Below are 18734 nucleotides of genomic sequence, written 5' to 3'. Positions count from 1 at the left end.
GGCCTCAGACCTGGGCGCCGAGGCGCTGGCTGATGACGGTGGAGACGCCGTCGCCGCGCATGGTGACGCCGTACAGGGCGTCGGCAACTTCCATGGTGCGTTTCTGGTGCGTGATGATGATGAGCTGGCTGGATTCGCGCAGCTCCTCGAAGATGGTGATGAGCCGGCCCAGGTTGGTGTCGTCCAGGGCTGCCTCCACCTCGTCCATCACATAGAACGGTGAGGGCCGGGCCTTGAAGATCGCCACCAGCAGGGCCACGGCGGTCAGGGACCGTTCGCCGCCCGAGAGCAGCGAGAGCCGCTTGATTTTCTTGCCGGCCGGACGCGCCTCAACCTCGATGCCGGTGGTGAGCATGTCCGAGGGGTCGGTGAGGACCAGCCGGCCCTCGCCGCCGGGAAACAGCCGCGCGAAGATCCTGACGAACTGCGCCGAGGTGTCTTCGAAAGCCTCGGCGAAAACCTTTTGGACGCGCTCATCAACCTCCTTGATAATGTCCAGCAGGTCCTTGCGGCTGGACTTGAGGTCTTCGAGCTGGGTGCTGAGGAACTGGTGGCGTTCCTCGAGGGCGGCGAATTCCTCCAGTGCCAGGGGGTTGACCCGGCCCAGGGCCGACAGGTCCCGTTCCGCACGCTTAAGCCGTTTCTCCTGCTCCTCGCGGACGAAGGGCTTGCCGGCCAGGATCTCGCGGCCGTCCTCGTCCACCGGGGCGCGGAGGGCAGCCCATTTGTCCGCCGACGCCTCGGCGGCGGGTACGGGAACGGGCTGGTCCGGTCCGAAATCCGCGACCAGCTGGTCGGCGGTCAGCCCCAGCTCCTCGACACTCCTGAGCTCAAGGGCTTCGATCCGGAGGCGCTGCTGGGCGCGGGCCAGTTCATCGCGGTGCACCGAGTCGGTCAGTTCTGCCAGTTCGCGGGCGAGGGCATCATTGCTGCTGCGCAGGGCGGACAGCCCGGCGTCCATCTGTTCCTTGCGTTCCTCGGCGCTGTCCCGCTCCTGCCGGGCGAGTTCGACGGAGCCGTCGAGGAAGCCGATCACCCGGGCGACGGCGGCGGAGACGGCCGCGGCCCGTTTGGCCTGCAGCCTGCGGCGGCGTGCCCGTTCGGCCGCTTCCTCGCGGGCGCGCCGCTCCGTGGCTGCGGCGCGTTCCAGCGACGACGCCCGGTTGCGCGTGGCCGAGAGCTGTTCCTCGGCGCTGCGCAGGCCGAGCCGGGCCTCCATTTCGGCGCTGCGGGCCAGCGACGCGGCCAGGGCGAGGGCATCCCGGTGTTCCGGGGAGGGTTCTTCCTCCGCCGGCGCTTCCTGGGCGGCGGCAAGCCGTGCCGCCACGGCTTCCAGCGCAACCTGTTCGCTGCCGATGTTGGCCTCGGCTTTGGCCAGGGAGGCGGCGAGCCGCTCGCTTTCGCCGACGGCGCTGCGCAGCACGGAGTTCAGGTGCCCCAGGCGTTCGGCGACGGCCGCCAGCCGGGCATCCGAATCGTGGAGTTTCTCCAGGGCGGCGTCGGCACGGTCCTTCGCCTCGGCCCGCCGGGCCCGGGCTGCGGCGAGGGCGAAGCGCTGGCGTTCCAGTCCGGCGGTGACCGCGGCCAGCCGGGAGGAGGCGTCGTCGACGGCGGCCTGCACTTCGATCAGCGAGGGCGCCTTCGCGGAGCCCCCGCTGACCGTCAGCGCGGTCAGCACATCCCCGGCCCGGGTCACGGCAGTCAGTTCCGGGCGCTCCGCCACCAGTTCGGCCGCGGCGTCCAGGCCCTCGACGACGGCGATGCCCGCCAGAAGTCCGGGCAGCGGCAGCCGGGCGGCAACCTCGTCGGTGCCGGAGGCCGTGACGAGCTGGCAGGCCCACCGGCCGCCCGCGGGGAGCTGGCCCCCGGACGCGGGACGGGCGTCGTTGGCAGCGGCTGCCAGCAGCAGGGCTGCCCGGCCGGCGTCGTCGTCCTTCAGCCGCTGCACGGCGGCGGCCGCAGCCTCGCTGTCCTGCACCACGACGGCGTCGGAGGAGGCGCCCAGGGCCGCCGCGATGGCGGCCTCGAAGCCGGGTTCCACCGTGATCATGGACGCCAGCGCGCCGAGCACCCCGGGGAGCCCCGCGCCGAGGACGTGGGCCGGGCCGTCCTTGCGGTTCAGTCCGAGCTGGAGGGCGTCGCGTCGGGCCAGGAGGGCACCGCGTTCCCGTTCGCCGTCGCGTTCGGCCGCCGTGAGCGCGTCGATCTCGGCAACGATAGCGTCGAGGGCGGCACTGGCGTCCTCGTACTCCGCATCGAGGCTCTCCTCGCCGTCCTCAACGCCGGCAACCTGGGATTCGAGTGCGGTGAACTCGCTGTGGGCCTGCCTGCGGCGCTCCTCCCCTGCCTTGAGGGAATCGCGGAGCCGGCCGAGTTCCGCCTGCGCGGACTCGACCCGGGAGCGGGCGGCACCCACCTGCCCGGCCAGTTTGGCCAGGCCTTCGCGGCGGTCCGCGGCGGCGCGAAGCAAGGACGCGAGCCGCTTCTCCTCGGCGGCGGCGGCGTTTTCGGCGTCCTGCTTGGCTGCGGTGGCGGCGTCCAGGGCGCTGCTACGGCCCACGATCTGGCGCTCCAGCCCGGCTTGTTCCTCCCGTACCCGGGCTGCCTGCCGGTCGAGCTGCTCGGGGTCGCGGCCGGAATCAGGGACGTCGTCGGAGGCCCCCAGCAGCCGGCGGCGTTCCCCGGCCAGCGACCCCAGCGAGCGCAGCCGTTCCCGCCCGGCGGAGAGCTGGTACCAGGTGTCGCGGGCGGCGATGAGTTTAGGCGTGGCCTCGGCGGCGAGCTGTTCGAGGCTGGCCTGCCGCTGCCTGCCGAGTTCCAGTTCCTGCCCGACGACGCCGCGGCGTGCCTTGAGTGCGCTCTCGTCCGCGACATCCTGCGCCAGTGCCTGCTGCAGCTGGACCAGGTCGTCCGCGAGGAGGCGGGAACGCGCGTCACGGACCTCGAACTGGACGGTCTGGGCCCGGCGTGCCACCTCGGCCTGTTTGCCCAGCGGCGTGAGCTGCCGGCGGATTTCGCCGGTGAGGTCGCTGAGCCGGGCAAGGTTCGCCTGCATGGCTTCGAGCTTGCGGACCGTCTTTTCCTTGCGGCGGCGGTGCTTGAGGATGCCGGCGGCTTCTTCGATGAAACCCCGACGGTCCTCCGGGGTGGCGTGCAGCACCTTGTCCAGCTGCCCCTGCCCCACGATCACGTGCATTTCCCGGCCCAGGCCCGAGTCGGAGAGGAGTTCCTGGATGTCCAGGAGCCGGCAGCCGGCTCCGTTGATGGCGTACTCCGAGCCACCGGTGCGGAACAGCGTGCGGGAAATCGTGACTTCGCTGTACTCGATCGGCAGGGCGCCGTCGCTGTTGTCAATGGTGAGTGAGACGTGGGCGCGGCCCAGCGGCGGACGCCCGGACGTGCCCGCGAAGATCACGTCCTCCATCTTGCCGCCGCGGAGGGTCTTGGCACCCTGTTCGCCCATCACCCAGGCCAGGGCGTCCACCACATTGGATTTGCCCGAGCCGTTGGGTCCGACCACGGCGGTGACACCTGGCTCGAATTCGAAAGTCGTCGCCGAAGCGAAGGACTTGAATCCCCGGACGGTCAGGCTTTTGAGGTGCAAGGTGTTTCGGATCTCCTGGCTGGCGGAAACGGCTGTTCCTGTCCTAAATCTACCGTCACCGCGCCAAAATCAGCGGATTTAGGCTTTTCCCAAGGAAAACCTTTGCTGCCTTTCCGCATGCAAACCTAGGATCACGGCTAGGAGTTGCTTGACGCTGCTCGGGCCGGTGGTCTCACACCGGCCCGGCGTGGCAGAGCGCAGTTGATGCTGTGCTCCACCACTGGCGCAGGGGGCGTAAGACTCGCAGTTCCGGCTTTGGGGACAACTGAATACCGTGGTTGGCTGCGCCGGGGGGTGGCGGCACGGGCCGGGGCACGATGCGCCGGCCCGAGACCGCGACAGCGCACTCACTCAGGAGTTCAGATGCCCGTTTCCTCAGCCGCCCGCCCGCTGAAAACGCTCAAGCGAGTCGTCATTCCGCTGGCCATCGCCCTGGTTGCGGCGCTGTTGCCGGTTACCGTGCCGGCGGGTCTCCTGCCGGCGGCCAGCGCTGCGGATCCCTGCTCGCCGCTCCTGAACGCTGTGGCCTGTGAAAACTCGAAGCCAGGGGCGCCGCCCTCGGAGTGGGACATAACCGGCGCGGGCGACGCCGACATCCAGGGATTCTCCACCGGGATCAGCGTCAATCCCGGCCAGCCCATCAGCTTCAAGGTGGACACCAACGCGGCCAGCTATACGATCGGCATCTACCGGACCGGGTGGTACCAGGGACTCGGCGCCCGCAAAATCGCCGACGTCACACCGGCCGCCCTGCGGCAAACACAACCCCAGTGCCTCTCCGACGTCACCACGGAACTCTACGATTGCGGGACGTGGGCGGTGTCCGCGACGTGGCAGGTTCCCGCGACGGCCGTCTCCGGCGTGTATGTGGCCCTGCTGGCACGGCCGGACAACGGCAGCCGCAGCCACATCACCTTTGTGGTCCGCTCCGACGGCAGCCACTCCGACGTCCTGTTCCAGACCTCCGACACATCGTGGCAGGCCTACAACGATTACGGCGGCTCGGATTTCTACCAGGGCGCCCAGAACGGCCGGGCCTACAAGATCAGCTACAACCGTCCGGTGAACACGCGCGGCGCCATGGGCGGCCGTGACTTCTACTTCAGCAACGAGTACCCCCTGGTCCGGTTCCTGGAGAAGAACGGCTACGACGTCAGCTACATCAGCGGGGTGGACACCGACCGGAACGGCGCCCAGCTCCTCAACCACAAGGTATTCCTGTCCGTGGGCCACGACGAATACTGGTCCGGCGCCCAGCGGGCCAATGTGGAGGCCGCCCGCGACGCCGGCGTGAACCTGCAGTTCCTCTCCGGCAACGAAGTGTACTGGCGGACCCGGATGGAACCCTCGCCGGTCGACGGAGCGGCCGGCCGCACCATCACGTCCTACAAGGAGACCTGGGCCAACGCCAAGATCGACCCCAGCACGGAGTGGACCGGCACCTGGCGCGACCCGAGGTACGCCGCCCAAGCCAACGGCGGCGGCCTCCCCGAAAACGCGTTGACCGGGACGATGTATGTGTCCAACTACACAGATCTGCCCATCACGGTCAGTGCTGCCGAGGGAAAAGCGCGTCTCTGGCGCAACACCTCCCTGGCGACGCTCCCCGCCGGCGGCTCCGCGCAGCTGGCGCCGCACACGGTGGGCTATGAATCCAACGAGGACCTGGACAACGGGTTCAGGCCCGCCGGGCTGATCCGGCTGTCCACCACGACGGGGACGACGCCGCAGTATCTGCAGGATTTCGGCAACACCGTGCAGCCGGGGACCACCACCCACAACACGACCTTGTACCGTGCCGGCAGCGGGGCGCTGGTGTTCTCCGCGGGCACGGTCCAGTGGACATGGGGCCTGGACAAAGAGCACGACGGCGACGGCGCGGCCGCGGATCCGCGGATGCAGCAGGCGCAAATCAATCTCCTGGCGGACATGGGTGCCCAGCCCGCCACCCGCGACACGGCGCTGTCAGCCGCGTCGGCAAGCAGCGACACGGCGGGCCCGACCGTGACAATCTCCTCCCCTGCCGCGGGAACCACCGTTCCGCACGGCACGTCCGTCACAGTGTCCGGCACGGCCAGCGACACCGGCGGCATCGTGGCCGGGGTTGAAGTGTCCACCGACGGCGGAAGCAGCTGGCACCCTGCCCAGGGCAGGCAGAACTGGACTTACACCTATATCCAGAAAGGCCTCGCCACGGCCGGCATCCAGGTGCGCGCCGTCGATGACAGCGCCAACATCGGTGCACCGTCCACCCGTCAGCTCCAGCTCACCGGGCCTTACTCCGTCTTCGGGCAGCAGGTACCCGCGGTGCCGGATTCCCAGGACGGCGGGGCCTACGAGCTGGGGATGAACATCACGCCCAGCGTGGACGGTTTCATCACCGGGGCGCGCTTCTACAAGAGCACCGCCAATACCGGAACCCACAGCGGGTCGCTCTGGAGTTCCGCCGGCCAGCGGCTCGCGACGGCCACGTTCACGGCGGAAACGGCATCAGGCTGGCAGGAAGTCCGCTTCAGCCAGCCGGTTCCCGTCGCCGCCGGACAGAAGTACGTCATCTCCTACACGGCTCCGAACGGCCACTACGCCAGCAAGGAATACCAGTGGGCGAGCTTTGGCCTGACCGACCCGCCCTTGACCGTGGCTGGCGGATTCGGCAGCCCCCCGGCCGGCGTTTACGCCGTACCGGGTTCGTTTCCCTCGAACAGTTTCAGCAACGGCAACTACTTCGTCGATGCCCTGTTCGACACAGTCGACACCTCAGAGCTGACGGCGTCCGGGCACTGGCCGCTGGACGGTTCGTCGAGCGTCCCGCAGGCCACAACAGTCGGGGCGGTGTTCTCCAAAGCCGTGACGGATTCCAGCGTGGACTTGACGCTCACGGCCAACGGTACGGCCGTCGCGGGCACCACCGGCTATGACCCCGCCACGCGGAAGGTCACCTTCACCCCTGCCGCCGGCCTGGACCTGGGCACCACTTACACTGCGACGCTCAACGCCGCAGACGCGAGCGGCGGCATGTTGACCAGCGGTGCGTCGTGGTCCTTTACCACCGTGGTCTCGCCGCCGGTCCCCGGGAGCTGCCCCTGCAGCCTCTACGATGACGCCGTCGTCCCGGGGATCCAGGAGGCCCGGGACGGTGTGCCGCTGACGCTTGGCGTCCGCTTCTCCAGCACCGCGGTGGGGACCGTGACCGGCGTCCGCTTCTACAAGTCAGCGGGGAATACCGGCACGCACACCGGAACCCTGTTCACTGCGTCCGGGCAGCAACTCGCCACTGTCACCTTCGCAAACGAGAGCACCTCCGGCTGGCAGACGGCCAACTTCAACCAGCCGGTTGCCATCACGGCGAACACCGAATACGTCATGGCCTACAAGAGCACCACCGGAGCCTACTCCGCGACCGTCAACGGCTTCGGATCCGGGTTGAGCGTCGGGAACCTGAGAACAGCGGCCGACGCCGGGGCCTACTCCTACACGAACGATTTCCCGGGCAACCGTTCCAGCGCCAGCTACCTGGTGGATGTGGTGATGCAGTATCCGGATCCGCCGTTCGCGGCCGGGGCACAGACTCCGCTTCCCGGCTCGTCCAGCGTCGCCCTGGACGCCACGGTCTCCGCCGCCCTGTCCAAGCCGCCGGCGGGGTCGGGTGCGGTGATGACGTTGACCGGTCCCGGTTCCGTCGATGTCCCAGGCACTGCCAGCTATGACGGGCCCACGGGGCGGGTCACCTTCACGCCCGCGGCACCCCTGGACCCCGCGACCAGCTACACGGCCACCTTGACCGCCACCTCGGCCACCGGGCAGACACTCAGCGACGGGGGTACGTGGGCCTTCACGACCGTTCCGCCTCCGCGGCCCGACGGCGTCTGCCCGTGCTCGCTGTACCAGGACACCGTGACGCCGGGCGCTCCGGACTTCAATGACGGAGTGCCGCTGACCCTGGGCGTCCGCTTCGCCGCCGATAGTCCCGGCCAGATCACGGGCATCCGCTTCTACAAATCCGCGGGCAATACCGGCACCCACACCGGGGGGCTGTACACCGCGGCCGGCCAGCAGCTGGCGTCAGTCACCTTCACCGGGGAATCCTCCGCCGGGTGGCAGACGGCCTCCTTCAGCCAGCCCGTGGACATTGCCGCGAACACCGACTACGTGGCCGCCTACCGCACCCCCACCGGGGTCTATTCGGCGACACCGGGCGGTTTCACTACCGGCGTCACCAGCGGTCCGCTGCGGACGGCACCCGGCGCCGGGGCGTTCACGTACAGCGGCGATTTCCCGGCATCCTCCTCGAGTGCAAGCTATCTCGTGGACGTGGACTTTGTTGCGTCGGTGCCGCCGCTCAGCGTGACGGCGCAGGTGCCGGCGGCGGACTCCGAGGGCTTCCCGCTGAATTCGAAACCGTCGGTGACATTCTCGGAGCCGCTCCGGACCGGCTTCAGCTTTGGTTTGTCCGCCGACGGCGCCGCCGTCGCCGGCTCCTCCGCCCTGTCGGCGGACGCCAGGACGATCACCTTCTCGCCGGCAGCGCCACTGCCGGCGGCGGCCGTCCTCACCGCCAGCGTCAGCAATGTGGTCTCCGTCCAGGGCGCCGTGCTGGCGCCGCTCAGCTGGGAGTTCACTACGGCCGGTCAGTCGGGCGCCGACCAGACACTGTTCGGATCCCTGCTCCCGGCCACGCCGGCAGCGACCGGGGACAATTCATCCATTGAGCTCGGCACCGCTTTCTCCGTCTCGGTGGCCGGCAGTGCCACGGGCATCAGGTTCTACAAGGGCGCCGGCAACACCGGAACGCACGTCGGTTCGCTGTGGACGGCCGCCGGACAGAGACTTGCCCAGGTGACGTTCACGAACGAGACAGCCACCGGCTGGCAGACGGCGTCGCTGTCTGCCCCCGCCGCGCTCGAGCCGGGACAGGGCTACGTTGTGTCATACCTGGCTCCGAACGGCAACTATCCCTACACCGCGGCGTTCTTCGCCGAACCCTGGATCAACGGTGTCCTGACGGCGCCGGGCCCGCAGAACGGCCTGTACCAGTACGGCTCCGGCGGCTCGGTGCCAACGAATTCCTGGAACTCCACCAACTACTTCGTTGATGTCGTCTTCACCCCTGGCTCCCCGTGATCTGCATCCGTTGCACCGCCACGGCCCTTTGGCGGCCCTGATAAGGGCAGTTGTGGAGCAACCGACGGGCAGCCAGGGCTCGAGGCGTAGGATCCAGGGCGGTGACTGCCCGTCAGCGCAGCACTGACGGAGACCAGGCATGTTCGATATAGACGGACGAACGGGACGCAGGATCCACCGTGATCTGCCAGATATCGCTGTCGCCGGCGGCACCGTCGCGGGCCAGTCCGTAGAGCAGTGTCTGGTCGTCACGCCATTCAATCTGGTCATCCACGCTCCGCGGCTCGGACAACACGGTTTCCTTCCCGCTGGCCAGGTCCAGGACCGCGACACGCCAGTGCGCGGCCAACGCGCTGCCGGTGTTCTTCTTGTACGCGATCCGGGTGCCGTCGGGAGAGATCGACGGGCACTCCACGCCGTCGTGGATTGCCGTGAGGGTGCGCGCCGAAAGGCTCCCCTTCACAAGCCAGATGCGGCCCGATGACGCCGCCGTCGCGTAGAACGCGTCGCTTTGGCCCGGCGCGAACGTCACACCCCAGATGTTGCGGTCGGCCGCGGTGATGCGGGTGCCGTTGACCAGGAGGGCGAAGTCCTCCAGGTTCCCGGTTCCGCCGCTGCCCTGCGCCGCGGTGATGGACGTCTCCGTGGAAAAGCCCCCGCTGCCGTACGAGTGCCCCGTGACAAACACCGTGGTGGCCACCAGGGAGCCGTCCGCGCTCAACCGGGTGCGGCTGGGAATGCCCGGTACAGCCCAGCTCCTGGCCGGCTGCCAGTCCGGTTTCAGCAGGACGGCGTCGAAGCTGGTCACGAGACCGCGGCTGGTCTTCAGACAGACGATGTTCTGCATCGTGCCGTACACCCGGTCGCAGGCTACCCCGGCCAAAGACCGCTCTCCGGCCGGCTCCGACAGCGGGACGGTGCCGACCATGCCGTAACCCTGGCCGGGCGCCGTGTTGCGGAACAGGACAGAGCCCTTCGCCGGCACCGCGACGCCGGACGCTACCCGCGCCGTCGATACCGACGTCTTGCTCTCTTGGAAGCGCTGGAACGCAGCCGCGGCGTAGGCTCCGGCGGCGACGACGACCAGAGCCGTGACGACCAGCAGAATTCCCCACCGTACTCTGCTTCCGGCGGCGGCGGTCAAGCTGCCGGCCTCTGCCGCAGGACGCCGCGAAGGATGACCCAGGACGCCACCACGCCGGCGGCGAGGCAGCTTCCCACCACCACCATCGCCCCGGCGGGACCCAGCGCGAACCACAGGACACCAAAGCCGATGGAACCGGCCATCCGGCTCAGCGCCACCACTGTTTGGGCGGCGCCGAGGCCCGTGGCGAGTTTGTCCGGCGGGGCCAGTTGGCTCGCCAGCGCCGCCAGCACCCCATCGGTCGCGGCGTAAAACACTCCGAGCAGCACCAGGCAGGCCACGGTGGGTCCGAGTCCCCCGACCGGTGCCGCAGCCAGCAGGTAACAGGCAAGGAGGGCGACGTGCCCGGCAATAAAGACCCGCGCTTTGCCCCAGCGGTCCGCGAGACGGCCCAGCGGAACGGCGAGGATCAGGAACACCACGTTCGTGCCCACGTACAGCAGCGGGAACCACTGCACGGCAAAGGAGTCCCTGTCCTGCAGCACAAGGTAAATGAAACCGTCCCCCACCGTGAGCAGGCCCAGGATGCCGGCGGCGACCAGGAGCCGGCCCAGGCCGGGCTCACGCAGGAGGCGCCAGCGGAATCCGGGCACCGGCCCGGTCTTGCTGTCCGGCGCCGCGCCGCCCGGTTTCCGGGTTTTCAGGTTCGGGACCAGGAGTGCGAGCACAGCGACACCGATTGTTGCGAAGGCCAGCGAGAAAACAAAGACGGTGCCGTATCCGTTGGGCATCAGCATCAGGATGAAAAAAGCCAGCAGCGGACCGCCCGCCGCCCCGATGTTGTCCAGCATCCGGTGCACGCCGAAATGCCGCGCCAGGTATTCCGGCTGGGCTGACACCGCGATCAAAGCATCGCGCGGGGCCGTCCGGATGCCCTTGCCGATCCGGTCGGCCGTCACGACGGCGGCCAGGGCCCAGAACCCGCTGGCGAACAGGAGGCCGATCCGGGCCACCATGGAAAGGCCGTAGCCTGCCAGGGCCACCTGTTTGGGGCGGCCGATGCGGTCGGACGCATAACCGGCGGCGATCCGGACGATGGCGCTTGCGCCCTGGTTGATTCCATCGAGAATTCCGAACGCAATGACGGACAGGCCCAGGAACCCGGTGATGTACAGGGGCAGGATGGCGGACACGGACTCCGACGACACATCGGTGAGCATGCTCACCACTCCCAGCCAGAGAATGACCGGGGAAAGACGGAACGGCGTCTTCGGCGGCCCGGCAGTGCCTGTGGCCTGCGGCTCCAGGTCCTTCCTGCCGCCGCTGCGGTCTGACATGGAGATGTACACGGCGCTACCCGCCAGCCGCCGCGTGCAGATTCCCCAGAAGCATGAACCGCGTGCTCCCCGTCCCCGTGGTTGAGGCAGTGAGGGTCACGGAATCAGCGCCCCGGCTGAACCGGACGGAGCGCTGTCCTTCCGCGGCGGGTACGGGTTCAGACCAAAACTTCAGGCCGCCCAGCACCTGCTGGAAGTGCCCCGCCACGGAGTCCTGGGTCAAAGCCACGATGCAGTCGGCGGAGACCTGCAGGGATCCGTCCGCCGCGGAAACCGCCGTCGAGACGACAGTCGTTCCTTCCGGAAAGGGGATCACGTCCCCGGGGAAGCCGTCCACGATCGTCCCTTGGGATGATGCCGTCGCGGGCAAGGGCAGGCTGATGAGGGGAACCGGAGGCGAGGGCACCGGCAACCCGGGGGGCGACTCCTTGACGGGCGGCAGGACTTCACGCCCCCCGGGTGCCGGGGCTGAGCCGCCGGCGGCGGCCCCGCCGTCCGGCATGGCCGCGCCCCCGCCCGCTGCCGGGGCGCTCGCTGCGTCAGTGCCGCCCGGACCGGTCCCCACGGCGGCGCCCGGGGGCATGCTGGCATCCGGTGCCGCCAAGCTCGAGTTTATGGTCGGTCCTGCCGTCATCTGGTCCAGCACCAGGGAGGTGCCCCCGAGGATCGCAGCCACGCCCACCCCCGCGATGACCAGCCGTTTGGCTCTCACCGGATGCCCGGAGCCCGCGTAAACGCGTCCACTGCAACCGCGGTTCCCAAATCCCTAGCGCCCATCGCCACAGTCTTTCAGCGTGATGCACGGTTCGGAAAGGAGTAGCACTACCTGTTTTGTGGGCGTCCACTACCAGCGTCCGTTGCGTGGCCGGGGCTGGCAGACCGGGCAGGAGTAGGAGGAGCGGTTCATGAACTGGTCCCGCCTCATCACGCTGACCAGGCCGGCGGCAGCGCAGCGCTTGCACTCTTTGCCCTCGCGGCCGTAGGCGTTGAGCGAGCGGTCGAAGTAGCCCGAGGCCCCGTTGACGTTGACATACAGCGAGTCGAAGCTGGTGCCGCCGGCCGCCAGGGCGTCGGTCATGACCTCCCGCGCGGCGTCGAGGACGCGCCCGGCCTCCGCCCGCCGGAGCGTGTCCGTCGGGCGGGCGAAGTGCAGCCGGGCCTTCCAGAGTGCCTCGTCGGCGTAGATGTTGCCGATTCCCGAGATGAGCCCCTGGTCAAGCAGGGCGCGTTTGAGGCCTGTTTTGCGGGTCCGAAGGCGGCGGTAGAAGTGGTCGAAGGAGAAGTACGGGTCCAGCGGGTCGCGCGCGATGTGGGCGGCTTCCTCGGCGATCAGCGGCAGCGGCGTCTCGGCGAGCCCGCCGGGAGCGCCGTCTGCCGTGGGGATCAGTGAGGTGAGGAAGAGTCCGCCGAAGATGCGCTGGTCCACGAACCGGAGCTGTTCGGGCATGCCCTCAGCGGGGCTGAGGTGCAGCCGCACCTTCAAATGCTTCTCGTCGGCAACGGAGGAGTCCTGCATCAGCAGCTGTCCCGACATGCCCAGGTGGGCCATCAGGGCCACGGCGGGCACAGGAGAACCGGCGGCGGGCCCACTGGGGCCGCCGGGATCAGCTGCTGGAGTGTCCGCCAGCGGAAGCCAGAGGAACTTTCCCCGCCGGACCACGTCCAGGACGCGGGCGCCTTCGAGGTTGCCGGCGAAGTCCTCCGGGCCGAGCGCGTGCCGGCGGACGGAGCGCGGATCCAGCACCTCAACGGCGGTGATGGTCCGGCCCAACACCCAGCTCACCAGGCCACGGCGGACAACTTCGACCTCGGGCAGTTCAGGCACGGTGCGTGCCTAGGCGCCGGTCTGGGACTGCAGCTGCTGTGCTTCGGGGCCAGCGGCGGGCTCCGGCGCCTCCGACGCGGCGGCCGACGGCGCCGACAGCCTGCGCCAGGCGTCCGCGGCGGCCTCCTGCTCGGCTTCCTTTTTGGAGTTGCCCGAGCCGCTGCCGTAGTCGTTGCCGCCGATCCGCAGAATGGCCTCAAAGGTCCGGGCGTGGTCCGGCCCGGAGCCCTCCACGGCGTAGTTGATCGTCCCGAGCTGCCGGCTGGCCGCCAGCTCCTGGATGCTTGTCTTCCAGTCGGTGCCGGCGCCGAGCGCGGCAGCGTCCTTGAGCAGCGGCCCAATCAGGCGCATGACCAGCTGTCGCGCCGTCTCAATGTCATTGGAGACATAGGTGGCGCCGATCAGCGCCTCCATGGTGTCCGCAAGGATGGACGCCTTGTTTTTGCCCTCGGTGAGCTTTTCGCCCTGCCCGAGGTAGATGTATTCACCCAGGCCGATGCTGCGGCCGATGCCCGCGAGGGCACGGGTGCTGACGACGGCGGAGCGGCGCTTGGCCAGGTCCCCTTCGGGCAGCGTGGGGTTGTCACGGTACAACGCGTCGGTTACCGAGAACCCCAGAATGGAGTCGCCCAGGAACTCGAGCCGTTCGTTGGTGGGGATGCCGCCGTTTTCGTAGGCGTAGGAACGGTGTGTGAGCGCAAGACGAAGCGTCCCGGCGTCAATAGTGACACCGAGACGCTTCAAAAGCTCTTCAGTTGAAGACATCTTATTCAGCCAGTTGGCGGATTAGACGTCTGCGACCTTGCGGCCCTTGTATTCAAGGAACAGCGCGGTGCCAGCCGAGTCGGTAACGACCTTTGCCTGGTGCGGCAGGCTGTACGTGACCTGACCGTTCTCGACAGTCTTCACCAGGTGGGGGGCGGTTGCCTTCCACTGGGAGCGGCGGGCGCGGGTATTCGAGCGAGACATTTTCCGCTTCGGGACAGCCACGGCTAACTCATTTCTCTCTAGTCCAACACTTACAAATCAGTTTTGCCGGTCAGGCTTAGCCAAGTCAGCTAGGGCAGCCCAGCGAGGATCTACCACCTCGTGGTGATGCCCCGGCTCGTCTTCCAGGCGAACTCCACATTCGGAGCAAAGGCCCTGGCAGTCTTCCCGGCACACCGGCTGGAACGGCAGCATGGTTACAACTGCGTCCCGCAACACCGGCTCAAGATCGATCAGATCGTGCTCGACTCGACGTTGCTCTTCTTCGTCTTCTTCATCCGAGAACTCAGCGTCCCCGTAGAAGAAAAGTTCTTGCACATTGACCTCGAGGTCATACGCAAGGGGATCCAGGCATCGGCCGCACTCGCCAGTAACTTCGACGTTTGCGGTTCCTGATACCAGAATTCCTTCGTGTACGGCCTCCAGCCGCAGATCCAGCTCGACATCCGAGCCTTCCTGCACGCCAATGAGCGCCACACCAAGATCACTCGGTGCGGGTACATGTTCTGTCAGCGTCCGCATGCTTCCCGGACTGCGTCCGAGGTCCTTGACGTCGAACGCCAAGGGCGAACTAGCATCTCGTTTAATGAGAACTCCTGTTGAACATATGACCGACGTACCATCCTAGCCTGATCTTCCGGACGGACTCAAACCGGGGGCACACCTGCGGTTCACACCGCACGCCGCTTTAGATTCGGGCCGCGCAACCGGCAGCAGGCCGCCGAGTACCGATCAAGCTTACCCTCTGCGCGGCTGGTCCTGTTCCGGCTCGCCGGAGTGCAGCCGTTTCAGCACCGAGCGGGGCACGAAATCGGACACATTGCCGCCCAGCGTGAACACTTCCTTGATCAGGGTGGAGGACAGGTGGAGGTAGTGGCTCTCGGCGGGCAGGAAGACCGTCTCGACGCCGGTGAGCTGGCGGTTCATCGTCGCCATCGGCAGTTCGTAGTCGAAGTCGGAGGAGGACCGAAGCCCCTTGACGATGGCGGACACGCCGCGCTGTCGGCAGTACTCGGCGAGGAGCCCCTCGCCCACCGGTTCCACTACGATGCCGCGCAGGGAGGCCAGTGTTTCCTGCGCCATGTCGATGCGTTCCTCGAGCGTAAAGCGGTATTTCTTGGCGTAGTTCGTGGAGACACCCACGATCACCTCGTCGAAGAGGCCTGCGGCCCTGGCAATGACTTCCAGGTGGCCATTGTGGATGGGGTCAAAGGAGCCAGGGCATACCGCGCGTCTCATGCTCCGAACCTACCGTATTGCTGCCACAGGCCGGGATAACATGGCTGAATGTCAGCATCGAGCATTCCTTTCACCGTGTCCGGGGGCGTGGTTCTTGTGACAGGAGCCGCCATGGGCATGGGCCGCCTGTACGCCCTCCGAGCGGCCCGCGAGGGCGCCGGCGTCGTAATTCTCTGGGACGTCGACGCCGAGGGCCTGGCGGGGACCGCTGCCGAAGTGACGGCCCTCGGCGCACGCGCCGTCGTCCGCCAGGTGGATCTCGCCGACCGCGCGGCGATTGCCGACGCCGCCGAGGCGTGCCGCGCCGAAGGCCCGCTGACCCTGCTGATCAACAACGCCGGAATTGTCCGCGGCGCGCTTTTCTGGGAACACACCCCGGAGCGGGACATTGCCCTGACCATGGACATCAACGCGCTGGCGCCCATGTACGTCACCCGTGCGTTCCTGCCGGGCATGATGGACGACGCCGGCCGGCCGCGCCGGATCCTCAACATCGCCTCCGCCGCGGGCACCGTGTCCAATCCCAGGATGAGCGTCTATGCGGCGTCCAAGTGGGCCGTGATCGGCTGGAGCGACTCGCTGCGGCTCGAACTCGAACAGCAGGGCTACCGCCACCTCGCCGTGACGACGTTCTGCCCCAGCTACATCTCCACCGGAATGTTCGACGGCGCCCGCGGCCCGCTGCTGACACCGCTGATGACGCCGGAGGACGCCGTGGACCGGGCCTGGCGGGCCACCACCGCGGGACGGCCGCAACTGATCGCCCCGGCCACTGCCCAGCTTGGCAAGGTCCTGCGCGGCCTGCTGCCGGTGCGGGCCTGGGACTTCGTGGGCGGAAAAGTCTTCGGGATCTACTCCACCATGGACAAGTTCACCGGCCGGGGCGAGAAGGCGGGCACCCGATGAACTCCCGGATGCCGCTCCCCTGGCAGCGGACCGCGACCGGCGCCAACCTGCTCTCCGCCGACGGCACCCTCGGCGTCACGATCTTCGAGGAAATGACCACCCTCGCGCTGCAGACCGGCGCCATTAACCTTGGCCAGGGCTTCCCGGACGAGGACGGCCCGGTGGAGATCAAGGCGGCCGCACAGGCCGCCATCGCCGCCGGCGCCAACCAGTACGCTCCGGGCAAGGGGATCCTTGAGCTGCGCGAGGCGATATCCCTCCACCAGGACCGCTTCTACGGCCTGGAACCGGACCCGCAGACCGAGATCATCGTCACCACCGGCGCCACCGAGGCCATCGCCGCGTCGCTGCTCGCACTCGTGGGGCCAGGCGATGAGGTCCTGACCTTCGAGCCGTTCTATGACTCCTACGGCGCCATCATCGGCCTCTCCGGTGCCCGCCATGTCACGGCCCCGCTGCTGGCCCCTGACTTCATGCCGGACCTGGATGCCCTCGAAGCGGCGTTCACCAGCCGCACCAAGGTGGTGCTGGTCAACAACCCGCACAACCCCACCAGCGCGGTGTTCCCCCGCGAGGTGCTGGAACGCGTCGTCGAGCTCGCCATCCGGTACGACGCCGTCATCATCACCGACGAAGTCTACGAACACCTCACCTTCGGTGCCCGGCACATCCCGGTGGCCACCCTGCCGGGCGCCGCGGAACGCACCCTGACCATTTCCTCCGCGGGGAAGACGTTTTCCTTCACCGGTTGGAAGATCGGCTGGCTCAGCGGGCCGGAGCATCTGGTCTCCGCGGCCCGCACCATCAAGCAGTTCCTGAGCTACAGCTCCGGCACTCCGTTCCAAAGCGCCATCGCGGCCGGGCTCGGCCTGCCGGATGAGTTCTATACCGGCATCGCCGATACCCTCCAGCTCAAACGCGACATCCTCAGCGAGGGCCTGCGGGCTGCGGGACTGGACGTCTTCACGTCGCAGGGCACGTACTTCGTCAACGTGGACACCGCGCCGCTCGGCATCTCCGACGCCGTCGAACTGGCCCGCCGGCTGCCCGCCCTGGTGGGGGTGGCGGCTATTCCGGTGCCGGTGTTCTGCCACCCGGAGGGCGCCGAACGCACGCGGAGCCTGCTGCGCTTCGCGTTCTGCAAACGGATTGACGTGTTGCAGGAAGCCGCCGAACGGCTCGCGACCCTCCGCGACAGGCTCTGATGGCGGACACGCCTGCCGCTGCGCGCTTCCTGCGCACCACCGGCCAGCACGCCACGATCGAGCCCGACGCCTTCACCGAGGGCGGCTTTGTGCTCAGCATTGGCGGGGCGGAACAGTCGCACGTCAATCTGGCGGACCCCTCGGACATCTTCTATGAGTACCTGCGCAGGATCGGCCACCTGGTGGATCTCGCGGCACCATGGGGCGAACCCCTTACAGCCCTCCATCTCGGGGCCGGGGCGCTGACCCTGGCGCGCTACATCCAGGCCACCCGGCCGGGCTCGGTGCAGTACGCGGTGGAGCTGGAACGGGAATTGCTGGATTTTGTGCTGCAGCAGCTCCCGCTGCCCGAAGGCACGCAGCTGCACACGCTCATCGGCGACGCCCGGTACGCCCTGGCCGAGCTGCCGCCGGAACTGCGCTTCGACGTCGTGATCCTGGACATCTTCTCCGGGCCGGAGGCACCGGAGCACATCGCTTGCACCGACTTCTACCGCGAGGCGGCGGCGAAGCTCAGCCCCCGCGGGGTGCTGATCGTCAACGTGGGCGATGAACCCGGGCTCACGCTGGTCCGGAGCCAGGTGGCCGCGCTGCGCCGGGCGATCGCCGATGTGTCCGCCTTTGCCGAGGCCGGCATGTTCAGCGGCCGCTACCCCGGCAACATCATCCTGACCGGGACGCAGGGACCCTGGCCGGAGGTGTGGACCGCGGCGCTCACCGCCCGCGGGCCACACCCCGCGAAGGTGCTCTCCGGCGTCGCGCTGGACGCTTTCCCGGCCTAGGTAGAGTCGGGTTCCGCTTCCTGGTCCGCGTCGGGGTCCGCTGCCGGGGTCACGCCGGGTTCGGCGAACCAGAGCTTCGTCTCCCCGTACTTCCGTTCCGCGAACCGCTCCATCCCGTCCGGCCAGGTCGGCTCGGGGGTCCGGGATGATCGCTCCACCACGACGACGGCGCCCTCGGCCAGATGCGGGAGGAGCTTGGCCAGCACCCCGGCCAGCGCCGGTTCGTCGAGGGGGTAGGGCGGATCGAGGAAGACGAGGTCCCAGCGGACGGCCTCCTGGGTCCGGTCAAGGAACGAGTCGACCTTGGAGCGGTGCACGGTGACGGCCTTGCGCCCGGCCACCGTGTTGACCAGGTCCGCGTTGCGCTGGCAGACCTCGCTGGCTTTGCCGTCGAATTCCACCAGGTCCACACTCAGCGCGCCGCGGCTCGCGCTTTCCACCCCGAGGGAACCGGACCCCGCGTAGAGGTCCAGCACGCGGGCGTCCGCGATCACCTCGAAGGCGTCCAGCCGCGAGAAAAGCGCCTCCTTGACCCGGTCCGTGGTGGGCCGGGTGAGGGATCCCGGGACGCTGACCAGGGTGGTTCCGCCCGCGGCCCCCGAAATGATGCGGCTCATGGCCGGGCCTCACTGCATGCATGGATG

At 68.3% G+C, this 18734-nt stretch carries 14 protein-coding genes; 4 read left to right on the top strand and 10 right to left on the bottom strand.

The annotated features are described in order from the left end of the window. Positions 1-4: 4 nt before the first annotated feature. Entirely contained in the window at positions 5-3604 is a 3600-nt protein-coding gene (gene smc / locus ABIB29_RS03870; RefSeq protein WP_354170180.1) for a chromosome segregation protein SMC, read from the bottom strand. 363 nt (positions 3605-3967) lie between these two features. Between smc and ABIB29_RS03865 the strand changes: the two genes are divergently transcribed. After that, entirely contained in the window at positions 3968-8725 is a 4758-nt protein-coding gene (locus ABIB29_RS03865) for a DUF4082 domain-containing protein (protein WP_354170178.1), read from the top strand. Between the two features lie 112 nt (positions 8726-8837). Here the strand turns inward: ABIB29_RS03865 and ABIB29_RS03860 are convergent, their stop codons facing one another. The 8 genes from ABIB29_RS03860 to coaD form a co-directional block, all read right to left on the bottom strand. Next, complete coding sequence (locus ABIB29_RS03860) at positions 8838-9869, bottom strand: TolB family protein (protein WP_354170176.1); 1032 nt, start codon at positions 9867-9869, stop codon at positions 8838-8840. Further along, on the bottom strand, positions 9866-11146 hold the full coding sequence (locus ABIB29_RS03855; protein WP_354170174.1) for an MFS transporter: 1281 nt from the start codon (positions 11144-11146) through the stop codon (positions 9866-9868). The genes ABIB29_RS03860 and ABIB29_RS03855 overlap by 4 nt, the downstream gene beginning before the upstream one ends. Before the next feature lie 16 nt (positions 11147-11162). Further along, complete coding sequence (locus ABIB29_RS03850; protein WP_354170172.1) at positions 11163-11858, bottom strand: hypothetical protein; 696 nt, start codon at positions 11856-11858, stop codon at positions 11163-11165. 132 nt (positions 11859-11990) lie between these two features. After that, a complete protein-coding gene (gene mutM / locus ABIB29_RS03845) occupies positions 11991-12971 on the bottom strand; it encodes a bifunctional DNA-formamidopyrimidine glycosylase/DNA-(apurinic or apyrimidinic site) lyase (protein WP_354170170.1) in 981 nt (326 codons plus the stop codon). Positions 12972-12980: 9 nt separating this feature from the next. Next, positions 12981-13736, bottom strand: a complete 756-nt coding sequence (gene rnc, locus ABIB29_RS03840) for a ribonuclease III (RefSeq protein WP_354170168.1) — start codon at positions 13734-13736, stop codon at positions 12981-12983. A gap of 21 nt (positions 13737-13757) precedes the next feature. Beyond that, positions 13758-13961: a 50S ribosomal protein L32 gene (gene rpmF / locus ABIB29_RS03835; RefSeq protein ID WP_009356569.1), complete on the bottom strand. Its 204-nt coding sequence runs from the start codon at positions 13959-13961 to the stop codon at positions 13758-13760. Between the two features lie 36 nt (positions 13962-13997). Next, entirely contained in the window at positions 13998-14522 is a 525-nt protein-coding gene (locus ABIB29_RS03830; RefSeq protein ID WP_354170166.1) for a YceD family protein, read from the bottom strand. A 174-nt stretch (positions 14523-14696) separates the two neighbouring features. Beyond that, positions 14697-15197 carry a pantetheine-phosphate adenylyltransferase gene (gene coaD, locus ABIB29_RS03825; RefSeq protein ID WP_354170164.1) on the bottom strand — a complete coding sequence of 167 codons (501 nt, stop codon included), beginning with the start codon at positions 15195-15197 and terminating at the stop codon, positions 14697-14699. Positions 15198-15245: 48 nt separating this feature from the next. Between coaD and ABIB29_RS03820 the strand changes: the two genes are divergently transcribed. Genes ABIB29_RS03820 through ABIB29_RS03810 form a run of 3 tightly spaced genes read left to right on the top strand, consistent with a single transcriptional unit; the run spans position 15246 to position 18090 of the window. Continuing rightward, entirely contained in the window at positions 15246-16103 is an 858-nt protein-coding gene (locus ABIB29_RS03820; RefSeq protein ID WP_354170162.1) for an SDR family NAD(P)-dependent oxidoreductase, read from the top strand. Further along, positions 16100-17308 carry an aminotransferase class I/II-fold pyridoxal phosphate-dependent enzyme gene (locus ABIB29_RS03815; RefSeq protein WP_354170160.1) on the top strand — a complete coding sequence of 403 codons (1209 nt, stop codon included), beginning with the start codon at positions 16100-16102 and terminating at the stop codon, positions 17306-17308. The genes ABIB29_RS03820 and ABIB29_RS03815 overlap by 4 nt, the downstream gene beginning before the upstream one ends. Next, entirely contained in the window at positions 17308-18090 is a 783-nt protein-coding gene (locus ABIB29_RS03810) for a spermidine synthase (RefSeq protein ID WP_354170158.1), read from the top strand. The genes ABIB29_RS03815 and ABIB29_RS03810 overlap by 1 nt, the downstream gene beginning before the upstream one ends. Here ABIB29_RS03810 and rsmD read toward each other — a convergent pair. Next, positions 18087-18707 (bottom strand): 16S rRNA (guanine(966)-N(2))-methyltransferase RsmD, encoded by a 621-nt coding sequence (gene rsmD, locus ABIB29_RS03805; RefSeq protein WP_354170156.1) that lies wholly within the window; start codon positions 18705-18707, stop codon positions 18087-18089. The genes ABIB29_RS03810 and rsmD overlap by 4 nt on opposite strands. Positions 18708-18734 lie beyond the last annotated feature (27 nt).

Origin of the sequence: Arthrobacter sp. UYEF36 (assembly GCF_040547025.1) — a bacterium.
GTDB lineage: Bacteria > Actinomycetota > Actinomycetes > Actinomycetales > Micrococcaceae > Arthrobacter.
Note: the sequence above shows the minus strand (reverse complement) of the source record. Positions and strands in the feature narration are given on the sequence as shown.

What these genes read in the sequence shown, in the direction of transcription:
- ABIB29_RS03865 (WP_354170178.1), top strand. Translation starts at nt 3,968, where the DNA reads ATGCCCGTTTCCTCAGCCGCCCGCCCGCTGAAAACGCTCAAGCGAGTC.
- ABIB29_RS03855 (WP_354170174.1), bottom strand. Translation starts at nt 11,146, where the DNA reads ATGTCAGACCGCAGCGGCGGCAGGAAGGACCTGGAGCCGCAGGCCACA.
- rnc (WP_354170168.1), bottom strand. Translation starts at nt 13,736, where the DNA reads ATGTCTTCAACTGAAGAGCTTTTGAAGCGTCTCGGTGTCACTATTGAC.
- coaD (WP_354170164.1), bottom strand. Translation starts at nt 15,197, where the DNA reads ATGAGACGCGCGGTATGCCCTGGCTCCTTTGACCCCATCCACAATGGC.
- ABIB29_RS03820 (WP_354170162.1), top strand. Translation starts at nt 15,246, where the DNA reads ATGTCAGCATCGAGCATTCCTTTCACCGTGTCCGGGGGCGTGGTTCTT.
- ABIB29_RS03815 (WP_354170160.1), top strand. Translation starts at nt 16,100, where the DNA reads ATGAACTCCCGGATGCCGCTCCCCTGGCAGCGGACCGCGACCGGCGCC.
- ABIB29_RS03810 (WP_354170158.1), top strand. Translation starts at nt 17,308, where the DNA reads ATGGCGGACACGCCTGCCGCTGCGCGCTTCCTGCGCACCACCGGCCAG.
- rsmD (WP_354170156.1), bottom strand. Translation starts at nt 18,707, where the DNA reads ATGAGCCGCATCATTTCGGGGGCCGCGGGCGGAACCACCCTGGTCAGC.